The organism is Streptomyces sp. NPDC059874 (assembly GCF_042731135.1).
In the GTDB taxonomy this organism is placed as follows: Bacteria; Actinomycetota; Actinomycetes; order Streptomycetales; family Streptomycetaceae; genus Streptomyces.
On sequence record NZ_JBHWJY010000065.1, the window covers coordinates 16,521 to 29,739 of the forward strand.

A 13,219-nucleotide genomic window follows, 5' to 3' on the forward strand; every position below is an offset into this window, starting at 1 on the left:
TTTTTGTTAGCGCGCCTGCGTGTCCGGTTTTTGGTCCTTTCTAAATTTCACCTGCACACCACTCCCCAGCCGGGGCCCACGGGTTTCGGGCGCCCCGCTTCTCGTTGTGCCGCTCTGTTCGCGCCGCTCTCCTCGTGCCGCTTCGCGCGCTTCGTGTCGCTGCGTGGAACGGCAGAGCGTCGGCGGGGGCCGCTGCGGTACCCTGACGCCATGCGTGCCGTACGCCTTCTGCTTACCGAGCCGCGCTGATCAGCGCCGACCCCTTCGAGACGGTCGGCATCGGCGCGGCGCCCCCTCCTGTGCGAGGGGTTTTTTCGTTTGGGCAGGCAGAGACGGCAGAGACGATCGATGGAGCTTCAGGAATCATGAGCGAGACGAACACCCCGGCCCCCGAGGCGGCCGAGGCGCACCGTTACACGGCTGCCATGGCCGCCGACATCGAGGCACGCTGGCAGGACGTATGGGACGCGCAGGGCACCTACGAGGCCCCGAACCCGACCGGTGACCTGGCCGGGGACCCTGCGGTCGTCGCACGGCCCAAGAAGTTCATCATGGACATGTTCCCGTACCCGTCCGGTGCGGGCCTGCACGTCGGCCACCCGCTCGGGTACATCGCCACCGACGTCTTCGCCCGCCACCAGCGGATGACCGGCCACAACGTCCTGCACACCCTGGGCTTCGACGCCTTCGGCCTGCCGGCCGAGCAGTACGCCGTGCAGACCGGCACGCACCCGCGCGTGTCGACCGAGGCGAACATCGAGAACATGAAGGTCCAGCTGCGCCGCCTGGGCCTGGGCCACGACAAGCGCCGGTCCTTCGCGACGATCGACCCGGACTACTACAAGTGGACCCAGTGGATCTTCCTGCAGATCTACAACTCCTTCTACGACGCCGACGCGAAGAAGGCCCGCCCGATCACCGAGCTGGTCGCCGCCTTCGAGGACGGCTCCCGTGAGGTCCCCGGCGGCCGCGCGTGGTCCGAGCTGACCGCGGGCGAGCGGGCCGACGTACTGAACGAACACCGGCTGGCGTACTCCTCGGACGCGCCCGTGAACTGGTGCCCCGGGCTGGGCACCGTCCTGGCCAACGAGGAGGTCACCGCCGACGGCCGGTCCGAGCGCGGCAACTTCCCCGTCTTCAAGTCCCGGCTGAGCCAGTGGAACATGCGGATCACCGCGTACGCCGACCGGCTGCTGGACGACCTGGACGCGCTGGACTGGCCCGAGGCCATCAAGCTGCAGCAGCGGAACTGGATCGGCCGCAGCGAGGGCGCGCGCGTCGACTTCGCCCTGGGCGACGAGGCCATCACCGTCTTCACCACCCGTCAGGACACGCTGTTCGGCGCTACCTACATGGTGCTGGCGCCGGAGCACCCGCTGGTCGAGAAGTTCATCCCGGCCGCCTGGCCCGAGGGCACCCATGAGGTGTGGACCGGCGGGCACGCCACCCCGGCCGAGGCCGTGGCCGCGTACCGCGCCTTCTCCGCCGCCAAGTCGGACGTCGAGCGGCAGGCCGACGCCAAGGAGAAGACCGGTGTCTTCACCGGCGAGTACGCGATCAACCCGGTCAGCGGCGAGAAGGTCCCCGTCTTCATCGCCGACTACGTGCTGATGGGCTACGGCACCGGCGCGATCATGGCCGTCCCGGCGCACGACAGCCGTGACTTCGCGTTCGCGCGCGCCTTCGAGCTGCCGATGCGGTGCGTCGTGCAGCCCTCGGACGGCCGCGGCACCGACCCGGCCGAGTGGGACGACGCCTTCGCCTCCTACGAGGCGAAGCTGATCAACTCCGCGAACGACGCCATCTCGCTGGACGGCCTGGGCGTCGAAGAGGCGAAGGCCGCGATCACCGACTGGCTGGCCGAGCGCGGCATCGGCGAGGGCACGGTCAACTTCCGGCTGCGTGACTGGCTGTTCAGCCGCCAGCGCTACTGGGGCGAGCCCTTCCCGATCGTCTACGACGAGGACGGCGTCGCGCACCCGCTGCCCGAGTCGATGCTGCCGCTGGAACTGCCGGAGGTCGAGGACTACTCGCCGCGCACCTTCGAGCCGGACGACGCCACCTCCAAGCCGGAGACCCCGCTGTCCCGCAACGAGGCGTGGGTCAACGTCGAGCTGGACCTGGGCGACGGCCGTGGCACCCGCTCCTTCCGGCGCGAGACCAACACCATGCCGAACTGGGCCGGTTCCTGCTGGTACGAGCTGCGCTACCTGGACCCGAACAACGCGTCGGCCCTGGTCGACCCGGAGATCGAGCAGTACTGGATGGGCCCGCGCGAGGGCGCGCCGCACGGCGGCGTCGACCTGTACGTGGGCGGCGCCGAGCACGCCGTGCTGCACCTGCTGTACGCGCGCTTCTGGTCCAAGGTGCTGTTCGACCTGGGGCACGTCTCCTCGGCGGAGCCGTTCCACAAGCTGTTCAACCAGGGCATGATCCAGGCGTACGCGTACACCGACGAGCGCGGTGTGTACGTGCCGGCGGCCGAGGTCGAGGAGCGCGACCGCGCGTACTTCTACGACGGCAGGCAGGTCAAGCGCGAGCACGGCAAGATGGGCAAGTCCCTGAAGAACGCCGTGACGCCGGACGAGATCTGCGAGGAGTTCGGCGCGGACACCCTGCGCCTGTACGAGATGGCGATGGGTCCGCTGGACGTCTCGCGTCCGTGGGACACCCGCGCCGTCGTCGGTCAGTACCGGCTGCTGCAGCGCCTGTGGCGCAACATCGTCGACGAGTCGACGGGCGCCGTCACCGTCGTGGACGGCGAGCCCGACGAGGCCACGCTGCGCGCCCTGCACAAGGCGATCGACGGGGCCGGCTCGGACATGGCGGGGCTGCGCTTCAACACCGCCATCGCGAAGATCACCGAGCTGAACAACTTCCTGACGAAGGCCGGCCGGCCGCTGGAGCGCTCGGTCGCCGAGGCGCTGGTGCTGCTGGTCGCGCCGCTGGCCCCGCACATCGCCGAGGAGCTGTGGCAGCGCCTGGGCCACGGCGAGTCGGTGGTCCACCAGGACTTCCCGGTCGCGGACCCGGCGTACGTCGTGGACGAGACCGTGACGTGCGTGGTGCAGGTCAAGGGCAAGGTCAAGGCGCGCCTGGAGGTGGCGCCGACGATCTCGGACGCTGACCTGGAGAAGCTGGCCGTGACCGATGAGGGCGTCGTGGCGGCGCTGGCCGGCGCGGAGATCCGCAAGGTGATCGTGCGCGCGCCGAAGCTGGTGAACATCGTCATCTGACGCGCCGTGGCCCCTGCATGGGGGATGTCCCGTACGGGCAGGTTGGGGGTTCGAATGGAACCCCTGGCCTGCCCGTGGCGTTTACGGTTGAGGGGACGGACAAACGGCTGCGGGGACTGGGGAAGGGACACTCATGGAGGCCGCGTTGATCATCTTCGCGCTGATGGTGCTTTTCGCCTTCTTGGGCCTGGGCACGTACGTGACCGTCAAGGCGGTGAAGGCGGCCAAGCGCGGGGTGGACCGTACGATCACGCAGGCGCGGCGGACGGTCGAGGACACCACCCTGCGGGCCAAGAGCCTGGGGCAGGTCGGGGTCACGGCGGCGCTGGCTCAGCTGCGGATCGACCTGCGGACGTCGATGCGGTCCACGCAGCAGGCGCTGCACGACGGCGTCCGGGCGGACGCCTCGCTCAAGGAGTCGATCGGCCTCTTCGAGCGGCTGAGCGCGCACGGGCACGAGCTGGACGACGAGCTGAAGCGGCTGGAGCAGGAGCCCGACCGCAAGCGGACCGCCGAGCTCCTGCCCGACCTGCGGGAACGCACGGCCAAGATCACCAAGGCCGCGGACTCGCTGCGGTGGGCGGCGCGCGACCGGGCCCGACGGTTCGCGGAAGACGACCTGTCCGCGCTGTCGGCACAGATCGAGGTCGAGTCCGGGGCGCTGCGGGACTGGTCCCGCGAGTCGGTGGACGACCTGACGGCCGCCGCGGCGGCCTGGGACGCGGCGCAGGCGGCCGGTCCGGCGCCTTCGGCGCAGACCGGTCGCGGCGCGGCCCCGCAGCCGGGCCCGGCGGCCCTGAACCCGGCCGCGCCGGCGAATCCGTACCCCTGGCAGAAGACGCGCAAGCCCGAGAGCACGACGTAGCTTCGGCCTCGCCGGCGTGCGAGGCGCTGGGAGTGCCCCGCGGTAGCCGGGGGATTGGGGGCGGGGTGGGGGGAAGCCCGGGAAGCCCGCAGGGCCACCGAAATGCCCCGGCGAGGGGTCCGGGCTGCCGGAGCACCCCCACTGGCGGTAACCTCCGGCTCATGTCCCGCCATGTCGCCATCGTCACCGATTCCACGGCCTACCTGCCCCAACCGGCCATGGCGCGGCACGGAATCACCTCCGTTCCGCTCACCGTCGTGCTGGGCGGAGAGGCGCTCGAAGAGGGCACCGAGATCTCGGCGCGCAGCCTCGCCCTGGCGCTGCAGAAGCGCCGGTCGGTCACCACTTCGCGTCCCAGCCCGGAGGAGTTCGTCCGGGCCTATCAGGCGGCCGTCGACGCGGGGGCGACCGGCATCGTCAGCCTGCACCTGTCCGCCGAGTTCTCCGGCACGTACGACGCCGCCGTGGTCGCCTCGCGGACCGCGGCCGTGCCCGTGCGCGTCGTGGACACGGGGATGGTCGCGATGGCGCTCGGCTTCTGCGCGCTGGCCGCCGCCGAGGTGGCCGAGGCGGGCGGTTCCGTGGACGAGGCCGTGGCCGCCGCCGAGAAGCGGGCCGCGGACATGTCGGCGTACTTCTACGTCGACACCCTCGACTACCTCCGGCGCGGCGGCCGGATCGGTGCCGCACAGGCGCTCCTCGGTTCGGCGCTGGCCGTGAAACCCCTGCTGACGCTCGACGGCGGGCGGATCGAGATGCTGGAGAAGGTGCGCACGGCATCCAAGGCCATCGCGCGGCTGGAGGAGCTGGCCGTCGAGCGCGCCGGGGCGGGCAGCGTCGATGTGGCGGTGCACCACCTGGCGGCTCCGGAGCGGGCCGAGAAACTCGCCCAGCGGCTGCGCGAGCGGATCCCGGGGCTGGTCGAACTGCACGTCAGCGAGGTCGGCGCGGTGATCGGGGCACACACCGGGCCGGGGCTGCTGGCGGCGGTCGTCTCGCCGCGCTGATCGGCGTCCCGTCACGGCGCTGATCGGTGTCCGGTCACGGCGCTGCTTGGCGTCCTGCTCACTGCGTTGATCGGCGTCCTGTCACTCGGACGGGTGGCGGAGATATCCACAACGGGTCTGTTGTCCACCGGAATTGAGGGCTCCGAACGGGATTCCGGACGGGCCCCTACGGTCGTGGCATGACTCTTCGAACGCGTATCTCGCATCCGTCGGGCGCCACCAGCGGCCCGGGCCGTACTCGTCTCTCCGACAGCCGTAATCGGGGGTCTGGCCAGGGGCCCGGCCGGGGACCCGGTCGACGCGGTGGTCGACTGCGGTCGCGCCGCGGGCACCGGAACGCCCATGTTCCGCATGCTCTTCATGCTCCGTACGGGGATCCGGAAGCGCTGCGGCGCCGGGCGGAAGCCCTGCTGGGCGGCAGCGGGCCGCCACCGGTCGAAGCGCCGCCCCCGGTGACTGCCGAGCTGCCGGCCGGCGCCGTGCGCGGGGCGGCGGTGCGGGAGCGGCTGCCGCTGTGGCTCCAGGCGCGCTGTGGCGTGGAGCCGCGCGCGGTGGGTGCCGTGGCGGTGGTGCTGGTCGCCGCCGTCGGGTTCGCGGCGCAGCAGTACTGGTCCGCCCGGCCGCGCGCGGTGACCGCGCCGGCGGTGGTCGCCCCGGGTCCGGTGCCGGCGGCGGCCGCGGCCGCGGCTCCGGTGGGGGGTGCCGCGCGGATCGTCGTGGACGTCAGCGGGAAGGTCCGGGATCCGGGGGTGCGGCGGCTGCCCGCCGGGTCGCGGGTCGAGGACGCGCTGGCCGCCGCCGGGGGTGTGCGGCCGGGCGCGGACACCACGGGGTTGAACCGGGCTCGGGTGCTGGTGGACGGCGAGCAGGTACTGGTGGGAGCTCCGGCGCCGCCCCAAGGTGGGGGTGCCGGTCCGGGAGCGGGGCCGCTCAGTCTCGGCTCGGCGACCGTCGACCAGCTCGACGGGCTGCCGGGGGTGGGGCCCGTGCTGGCGCAGCACATCGTGGACTTCCGCACCGCCCGCGGCGGCTTTCGTTCCGTGGAGGACCTCCGCCAGGTCAACGGCATCGGTGAACGCCGCTTCGCAGACCTTCGCTCCCTGGTGCGGCCGTGAACCGCCCCGAGGACCCGGGGGAGCGGGGGCTCGCCGATCGGGAGCCCGCCGATCAGGGGCCGGTGGACCTGCGCCTCGTGGTGCCGGCCGTGGCCGCCTGGGGGGCGGCCGCACTGGCGCTGGACGCGCCGGCTTCCCGGACCGCCGCCGGGGTGGGGCTGGGGGTGCTCGGCGCGGGGCTGCTGCTCCTCGCCGGGTGCCGGCGCCCTGGGCCGCTGTGGAGGGTGGCCCCGGCCGTGGCCGCCGCCCTGCTGTGCGCGGCCGCGGGGGCCGGGGTGGCCGGGCTGCACCGGGCCGAGGCGCGGGCCGGGCCGGTCGAGGGGCTGGCCCGGGAGCACGCCCGCGTCTTCGCGGAGTTGACCGTCGGCTCCGATCCGCAGGTCTCCCTGGGCGGTAGCGGGCCGCCCCTGGTGATGCTGGACGCGGTGGTGACCCGGGTGACCGGGCCCGACGGGGTGCGGAGCCGGGTCCAGACTCCGGTACGGGTGCTGGCCGGACATCCCGGATGGGCCCGGCTGCTGCCCTCCACCCGGGTGGAGGTGGTCGCCCGGCTGGCTCCGGCGAGGGGCGGGGAGCGGGCCGTGGCGCTGCTGCGCCCGTCCGGTGACACCCCGCCCGGGGTGACCGGCGGCCCGGATGCCGCGCAGCGGATCGCCGGGCGGTTGCGGGCCGGGCTGCGGGAGGCGAGCGAGGGGCTCGCCCCTGATGCGAGGGCCCTGTTGCCCGGGCTGGTCGTCGGGGACACCTCGCGGGTGCCGCCCGACCTGAGGGAAGCCTTCCGGAGTACCGACCTGCTGCACCTGCTGGCCGTCTCGGGGTCCAACCTGACCGTGGTGCTGTTCCTGCTCATCGGGCCCCCGGCCCGCGCGCAGCGGGCCGAGCGGCGCGGGCTGGCTCCCCGACTCGGGCTCTCCCTGCGGACCACCGCCCTGTGTGGGGCGGCGCTGACGCTGGGGTTCGTGGTGGTGTGCAGGCCGGAGCCGAGCGTGCTGCGGGCCGCGGCCTGCGGGGCGGTCACCCTGCTGGCCATCGCCACGGGCCGGCGCAGGTCCCTCCTCCCGGCGCTGGCCGCCGCCGTCCTGCTGCTGGTGCTGTGCGATCCGTGGCTGGCCCGCGGTTACGGATTCATGCTCTCCGTGCTGGCCACCGGGGCGCTGCTGACCTTGGCGCCCCGGTGGAGCGAGGCCTTGCGGCGGCGCGGGCTGCCGCCCCGGCTCGCCGAGGCGCTGGGGGCCGCCGCGGCCGCCCAGGCGGTGTGCGCGCCGGTGGTCGCCGTGCTCTCGGCCCGGGTCGGCCTGGTGGCCGTGCCGTGCAACCTGCTGGCCGAGCTGGCGGCGGGTCCGGCGACGGTGCTCGGCTTTGCCGCCCTGGCGGTGGCCCCGGTGTGGATGCCCGCCGCGGAGCTGCTGGCCCGGTGCGCGGGGGTGCCGGCCGGGTGGATCGCCGCCGTGGCCCGGGCCGGGGCGCGGGTGCCGGGGGCGGAGCTGCCCTGGCCGGGTGGGCTCGTCGGTGGTCTGCTGCTGGCCGTCGTGACGTTGGCGGGGGTGGCGCTGGTCGCCCGGTTCGGCCGCCGGCGGTGGCTCTGCTCGGCCCTGGCGGTGGTGCTGCTCCTGGCCGTGCTGCGGCCGCCGCAGTTGACCCGTACCCTCACGGGCTGGCCTCCACCCGACTGGAGTTACGTCCAGTGCGCGGTCGGCCAAGGGGACGCCGCCGTACTCGCCGTCGGTCCGGGGGAGGCCCTGGTGGTGGACGCCGGCCCGGAGCCCGGCCCGGTGGACGGCTGTCTGCGGGCCCTCGGGGTGCGGCGGGTGCCGATGCTGCTGCTGACGCACTATCACGCCGACCACGTGGCGGGCCTGGCCGGGGTGCTGCGCGGCAGGTCCGTGGGCGTGATCCAGACCACGGGGCTGGAAGAGCCACCCGGGCAGGCCGAGTTCGTCCGCCGGACGGCGGCCGCCGCAGGGGTGCCCGTCGTACGGGCGGTGGCCGGGGAGCGGCGCCGGGCAGGTCCGCTGGAGTGGCAGGTGCTGTGGCCGCCGCCGGCCGGACCGCCGCCCGAGGGGCCCAACGACGCTAGCGTCGCCCTGCTGGTGCGCGCCGGGGGAGCGACCTTGCTCCTGCTCGGCGACCTGGAACCTCCCGCCCAGCGGGCGCTCCTGAGGGACCATCCGGAGCTGGGGCCCGTGGACGTGCTCAAGGTCGCCCACCACGGTTCCGCGCACCAGGACCCGGAGCTGCAGGCCCGGATCCGGCCGCGCCTGGCGATCGTTCCTGTCGGTGCGGGCAACCGCTACGGACACCCCGCGCCCCGTACGCTGGTCCGGCTGCGCGAGTTGGGGGCGGCCGTACTGCGCACGGACACGGACGGCTCCGTCGCGGTCACGGGATCCGGTTCGAGGCTGCGGGCACATCCGGCCAATCGGCGGCGAGGGCGGCGCGGGCATACCGGGCGCGACCATTCTGTTTGCCCACAACCCGACAGCATGATCGAATGCGTCTTCGCCAACACGGTCCAAGTCCACACAGCACGGGGGTGCATCAGCCATGTTCGGTCGCCGACGGGGGATGGATACGGCCGGAGGTCCCAGTCCGCACACATCCGCGACACTGACGCTGCCACCGACGGCACGTCTGCTCAGCTGCCGTGTGCTGGACAGCGTCCACCAGCCCATACGACAGGCGAAATTCGAGCTCACCGACCCGATCGGCCGGCGGATCGTCAGCGGGGAGACCGACCCGTACGGCGGGATCACGGCGGCCGTCCCGGAAGGGGAGTACCGGCTCTCCGTCACGGCCGAGGGGTACGCGCCGTTCCACGGGGCGACGCTGGTGGGCGGCCCGGCGCAGCCCGGCACCGGGGAGATCGTCCTCGACTCCGTGGAACCGCCGCTGCTCCCGCAGCCCGGCCACTGGGAGCTCGACCCGACGCATTCGACGATCGCCTTCACGGCCCGTCACATCGGCATGGCCCGGATCCGCGGCCGGTTCAACACGTTCGCGGGCGCGGTGCGGATAGCCGAACGCATGGAGGACTCCTCGATTCACGTGATCATCGACGCGGCGAGCATCGACACCGGGATGCGGATGCGGGACGACCACCTGCGCTCGGGGGACTTCCTGGACGCGGTCCGCTACCCGACGGTGGAGTTCTACAGCGAACGGTTCATCCACCGCAGCGGCAGCCGCTGGGCCGTCGCGGGCGCCCTCACCCTCCACGGGGTGAGCCGTTCCGTCACCCTCGACACCCAGTACCTGGGGCTCGGCACGGGCCTGGAGGGCGAGCCGCGGGCGGCCTGCCGAGCCACCGCCGAACTGCAGCGCGAGGACTTCACCCTGAACTGGCAGTCGATGCTGGCGCACGGGATCGCGGCGATCGGATCGAGCGTGGAAGTGGCGCTGGACGTCCAGGCCGTCCACAAGGCCTGAGAGAGCCGAAGGACCCGAGGGGGCCCCGGCGCCTACGGGGCCTCCAGCCAGCCTTCGTACTCGGCGGCGAGGGCGTCCAGGACGGTGGGGTCGAGGCGCTCCCGCGGATCCTCGACGACCACCAGCCACTGGGCGTCCTCGGCATCGTCCTCGCCGGCCAGGGCGTCACGGACCAACTGCGGCTCCTCCGGGAGGCCGAAGCGGTCGACGGCCTCCTGCGCCACCTCCTCGGCGGCGTCGCGGTCGGGCAGGACGAGTACATGTCGCACGTTCACGCGACCATTCTCAAGTATTCGCCGAGAGGGGCCGCACGGCGGTGGGCTGTCAGTGCGGCGTGGGATGCTGGAGGCGATGGCCACCAGGAAGAACTCAACCGACGATCCGCTCGCCCCGCTCACCGTCGCGGTGGGGCAGGAGGACCTGCTGCTCGACCGTGCCGTACGGGAGGTGGTGGCGGCCGCTCGCGCCGCCGATGCCGACACGGACGTGCGCGACCTCTCCTCCGAGCAGCTCCAGCCCGGCACACTGGCCGAGCTGACGAGCCCCTCGCTCTTCTCCGAGCGCAAGGTGCTGGTCGTGCGCAACGCGCAGGACCTGTCCGCGGACACCGTCAAGGAGGTCAAGGCCTACCTCGACGCGCCCTACGAGGAGATCGTCCTCGTCCTCCTCCACGCGGGCGGGGTCAAGGGCAAGGGCCTGCTGGACGCCGCGCGCAAGGCGGGCGCCCGGGAGATCGCCTGCCCGAAGATGACCAAGGCGGCGGACCGGTTGGCGTTCGTCCGGGGAGAGTTCCGCACACTGGGTCGCTCGGCGACCCCGGAGGCCTGCCAGAACCTGGTGGACGCGATCGGCAGCGACCTGCGGGAGCTGGCGAGCGCGGCGGCGCAGCTGTGCGCGGACGTCGAGGGCACGATCGACGAGGCCGTGGTGGGCCGTTACTACACGGGTCGCGCCGAGGCCTCCAGCTTCACGGTCGCCGACCGGGCCGTCGAGGGGCGGGCGGCGGAGGCCCTCGAAGCCCTGCGCTGGTCCCTGGCCACCGGGGTGGCGCCGGTGTTGATCACCAGCGCGCTGGCCCAGGCGGTGCGCGCGATCGGCAAGCTCGCCTCCGCCCCGCGCGGTGCCCGCCCCGGCGACCTCGCCCGGGACCTGGGCATGCCGCCGTGGAAGATCGACCGGGTCCGCCAGCAGATGCGCGGCTGGTCCGCGGACGGGGTCGCCGACGCCCTGCGCGCCGTGGCCGCCGCCGACGCCGGAGTGAAGGGCGGCGGCGACGACCCCGAGTACGCCTTGGAGAAGGCGGTCGTGGCAGTGGCCCGCGCGGCCCGCCCCCAGCGTCGTTAGGCCGTTCGCTTAAGAACGGGGCCGGTGAGTTTGGTGGGGTGGCCTGGGCAAGGCGTCGCGGGGTGCGCCGGGGTCGGGCGGCTGCGGGTTGCGCCGGGGTCGGGTGTGTGCCGGGGCGTCTCCTCGGGCGCCGAACGTTTCCAGGGGTCGAAGGGCCGAGGGTGGTGGTGTTCGGCGCCCTGCGGGGACGCCCCGGCACACACCCGTCCCCGTCGCAACCGGCCTGGTCGTCACAGGCTCCCGGTCAGTGGGCCATCGCGCGGGCTGCGGTGGGGTGGGGCCGGCCTTTTGGGAGGAGCGCTGCGGCGGTCAGGGCGAGGGCCAGCGCCGGGAGCGGGAGCGTGTCGAAGCCGTTGGAGGCGAGGGCGGCGACGCCCAGGGCAGCGCCCAGTTCGTGCGAGGTGCCGACCAGGCCGGAGGCCAGCCCGGAGTGCTCCGGGGGCACTTCGGAGAGCGCGGCCGTCGTCGCGCACACGAAGGCCCCGCCGAGACCGAGCGCGAGCAGGGTGAAGCCGGGGACCAGGCCGGTCCAGAGCCCGCCCGTGGGGGCCAGGGCGGCGCCCGCCGCCGAGAGGGCGAAGGCCGTGACGCCGACCGGGCGCCAGCCGAACCGCACGACCGCCCGGCCGCCCAGGTGCGCGCCCGCGGTGACCGCCACCGCCACCGGGAGGAAGGCCAGCCCGGTGACGAGGGCGCTGCGCCCGAGGGTCTGCTGGATGTGCAGGGAGCTCAGGTAGAAGCCGGTCACCAGCAGCCCGGCCGCCCCCAGCATCACCGCGCTCCCGCCCAGCAGGGCGCGGCCCGGGAGGGTGGTGGGCAGCAGGGGGTGCGGGTTGCGGCTTTCGGCCACCGCCGACAGAAGCCCCGCCGCGGCGGCTCCGGCCAGCCAGGGCCAAGAGCCTTCGGCCAGCCCGTAGACCAGGCACCCGGAAGTCGCCGTCAGCAGGAGCGCTCCCGCCGGCCGTACGGGAGACCGCGCGCCGGGGGCCCGGGACGCGCGCCCCAGCAGCAGCGGGACGGCGATCAGTGCCAGAGCGCCGGCGGGCAGGTTGACGTAGAAGATCCACCGCCAGCCCGGCCCGTCGGCCAGGATCCCGCCGAGCAGGACCCCGACTGCCGCGCCGGCGCCGCCGATCCCCGCCCAGACGCCGAGGGCCCGGTGCCGGGCCGGGCCCTCGAACAACGCCAGGACCAGCGCCATCGCCGCCGGTGAGAGCAGGGCGGCGGCGATGCCCTGCGCGGAGCGCGCCGCGATCAGCGTGCCGCCGGTCTCCGCGAGGCCGGAGGCCATGGAGGCCGCCGTGAACAGCGTCAGCCCGGCCAGGAACATCCGCAGCGCCCCGAACCGGTCGGCCAGTCGTCCGCCCACCAGCAGCAGGGCGCCGAAGAAGAGCGCGTACGCGGTGACGACCCAGGTGGGTCCGGTGTCCGAGAGGGCGAGGTCGGTGCTGATGACGGGCAGGGCCACGTTCACCACCGTGACGTCCGCGATGAGCATGAACTGGGCCAGGCAGAGCAGGGCCAGCAGCCGCCACCGATGGGGATGGGCATGGGCATGGGCATGCGAGGGCATGGCGAAGCCGCTCCTAAAGTTTACAGGGGTGTTAGGGATCGAGTATGCAGGCCCGCCCGTGGAATGTGAACAGCGGTGTTAAGTTTGGGTTCATGGCAACCGACGCCCCCACCCCTCGGCCCCGCCGTGCCGACGCCGAGCGCAACGCCGCCGCGATCGTCGACGCGGGCCTGGACTGCTTCCTCGCCGACCCGCAGGCCAGCATGGCCGCGATCGCCCGCGCCGCCGGAGTCAGCCGGGTCACGCTCTACTCCCACTTCGCCACCCGGGAGGCGCTCCTCGACGCCGCCTTCGACCGGGCGGAGGCCGAAGCCACCGCGGCTCTCGCGGACGGCGGCGACCTCGCCTGGCTCGTCCGTACCTCCTGGCGGCTCCTCGACCGGCACTCCGCCGTCTTCGCCGCCGTCTCCGCCGCGTTCCCGCCCGAGCAGCTCCGTGAGCGCCACGACCGGATCCTGGCCCCGGTGCGCCGTCTGATCGTCCGGGGCCAGGAGGCCGGCGAACTGCGCTCCGACCTGTCCGCGGACTGGCTGGTCACCGTCGTCTACAGCCTCGTCCACGCCGCCGCCGCCGAGGTGCAGGCCGGTCGACTGGACCCGGTGGACGCCCCCGACGTCCTGACCTCGACCGTCCTGGCGGCCGTGCGCGGATGA

At 73.7% G+C, this 13,219-nt stretch carries 9 protein-coding genes and 1 pseudogene; 8 read left to right on the top strand and 2 right to left on the bottom strand.

Annotated features, from left to right (window positions below; translation table 11 throughout):
* Positions 1-365 precede the first annotated feature (365 nt).
* The 6 genes and pseudogenes from leuS to ACFV9H_RS29880 all read left to right on the top strand — a co-directional run bounded on the left by leuS (position 366) and on the right by ACFV9H_RS29880 (position 9,649).
* A complete protein-coding gene (gene leuS / locus ACFV9H_RS29855) occupies positions 366-3,236 on the top strand; it encodes a leucine--tRNA ligase (RefSeq protein WP_385404194.1) in 2,871 nt (956 codons plus the stop codon).
* A 133-nt stretch (positions 3,237-3,369) separates the two neighbouring features.
* Positions 3,370-4,101: a hypothetical protein gene (locus tag ACFV9H_RS29860; protein WP_385404197.1), complete on the top strand. Its 732-nt coding sequence runs from the start codon at positions 3,370-3,372 to the stop codon at positions 4,099-4,101.
* A gap of 161 nt (positions 4,102-4,262) precedes the next feature.
* On the top strand, positions 4,263-5,108 hold the full coding sequence (locus ACFV9H_RS29865) for a DegV family protein (protein ID WP_385404199.1): 846 nt from the start codon (positions 4,263-4,265) through the stop codon (positions 5,106-5,108).
* 452 nt (positions 5,109-5,560) lie between these two features.
* Positions 5,561-6,223: a helix-hairpin-helix domain-containing protein gene (locus ACFV9H_RS29870; RefSeq protein WP_385404201.1), complete on the top strand. Its 663-nt coding sequence runs from the start codon at positions 5,561-5,563 to the stop codon at positions 6,221-6,223.
* A pseudogene (locus ACFV9H_RS29875) lies at positions 6,220-8,631 on the top strand (ComEC/Rec2 family competence protein); the annotation flags it as partial. The gene ACFV9H_RS29870 and the pseudogene ACFV9H_RS29875, both read left to right, overlap by 4 nt.
* A 136-nt stretch (positions 8,632-8,767) precedes the next feature.
* Positions 8,768-9,649 (top strand): YceI family protein, encoded by an 882-nt coding sequence (locus ACFV9H_RS29880; protein ID WP_385404203.1) that lies wholly within the window; start codon positions 8,768-8,770, stop codon positions 9,647-9,649.
* A 32-nt stretch (positions 9,650-9,681) separates the two neighbouring features.
* Here the strand turns inward: ACFV9H_RS29880 and ACFV9H_RS29885 are convergent, their stop codons facing one another.
* A complete protein-coding gene (locus ACFV9H_RS29885) occupies positions 9,682-9,924 on the bottom strand; it encodes a hypothetical protein (protein ID WP_385404205.1) in 243 nt (80 codons plus the stop codon).
* 76 nt (positions 9,925-10,000) lie between these two features.
* On the opposite strand from ACFV9H_RS29885, the gene holA reads away from it, so the two are divergent.
* Positions 10,001-10,993, top strand: coding sequence for a DNA polymerase III subunit delta (gene holA / locus ACFV9H_RS29890; RefSeq protein WP_385404208.1), 993 nt, complete (start codon positions 10,001-10,003; stop codon positions 10,991-10,993).
* 244 nt (positions 10,994-11,237) lie between these two features.
* Here the strand turns inward: holA and ACFV9H_RS29895 are convergent, their stop codons facing one another.
* On the bottom strand, positions 11,238-12,566 hold the full coding sequence (locus tag ACFV9H_RS29895) for an MFS transporter (protein WP_385404211.1): 1,329 nt from the start codon (positions 12,564-12,566) through the stop codon (positions 11,238-11,240).
* 92 nt (positions 12,567-12,658) lie between these two features.
* Between ACFV9H_RS29895 and ACFV9H_RS29900 the strand changes: the two genes are divergently transcribed.
* On the top strand, positions 12,659-13,219 hold the full coding sequence (locus tag ACFV9H_RS29900) for a TetR/AcrR family transcriptional regulator (RefSeq protein WP_385404213.1): 561 nt from the start codon (positions 12,659-12,661) through the stop codon (positions 13,217-13,219).

Bases quoted from the DNA above. Each gene is read 5' to 3' on its own strand.
- leuS (WP_385404194.1), top strand. From the start codon at position 366: ATGAGCGAGACGAACACCCCGGCCCCCGAGGCGGCCGAGGCGCACCGT.
- ACFV9H_RS29860 (WP_385404197.1), top strand. From the start codon at position 3,370: ATGGAGGCCGCGTTGATCATCTTCGCGCTGATGGTGCTTTTCGCCTTC.
- ACFV9H_RS29865 (WP_385404199.1), top strand. From the start codon at position 4,263: ATGTCCCGCCATGTCGCCATCGTCACCGATTCCACGGCCTACCTGCCC.
- ACFV9H_RS29880 (WP_385404203.1), top strand. From the start codon at position 8,768: ATGTTCGGTCGCCGACGGGGGATGGATACGGCCGGAGGTCCCAGTCCG.
- holA (WP_385404208.1), top strand. From the start codon at position 10,001: ATGGCCACCAGGAAGAACTCAACCGACGATCCGCTCGCCCCGCTCACC.
- ACFV9H_RS29895 (WP_385404211.1), bottom strand. From the start codon at position 12,566: ATGCCCTCGCATGCCCATGCCCATGCCCATCCCCATCGGTGGCGGCTG.
- ACFV9H_RS29900 (WP_385404213.1), top strand. From the start codon at position 12,659: ATGGCAACCGACGCCCCCACCCCTCGGCCCCGCCGTGCCGACGCCGAG.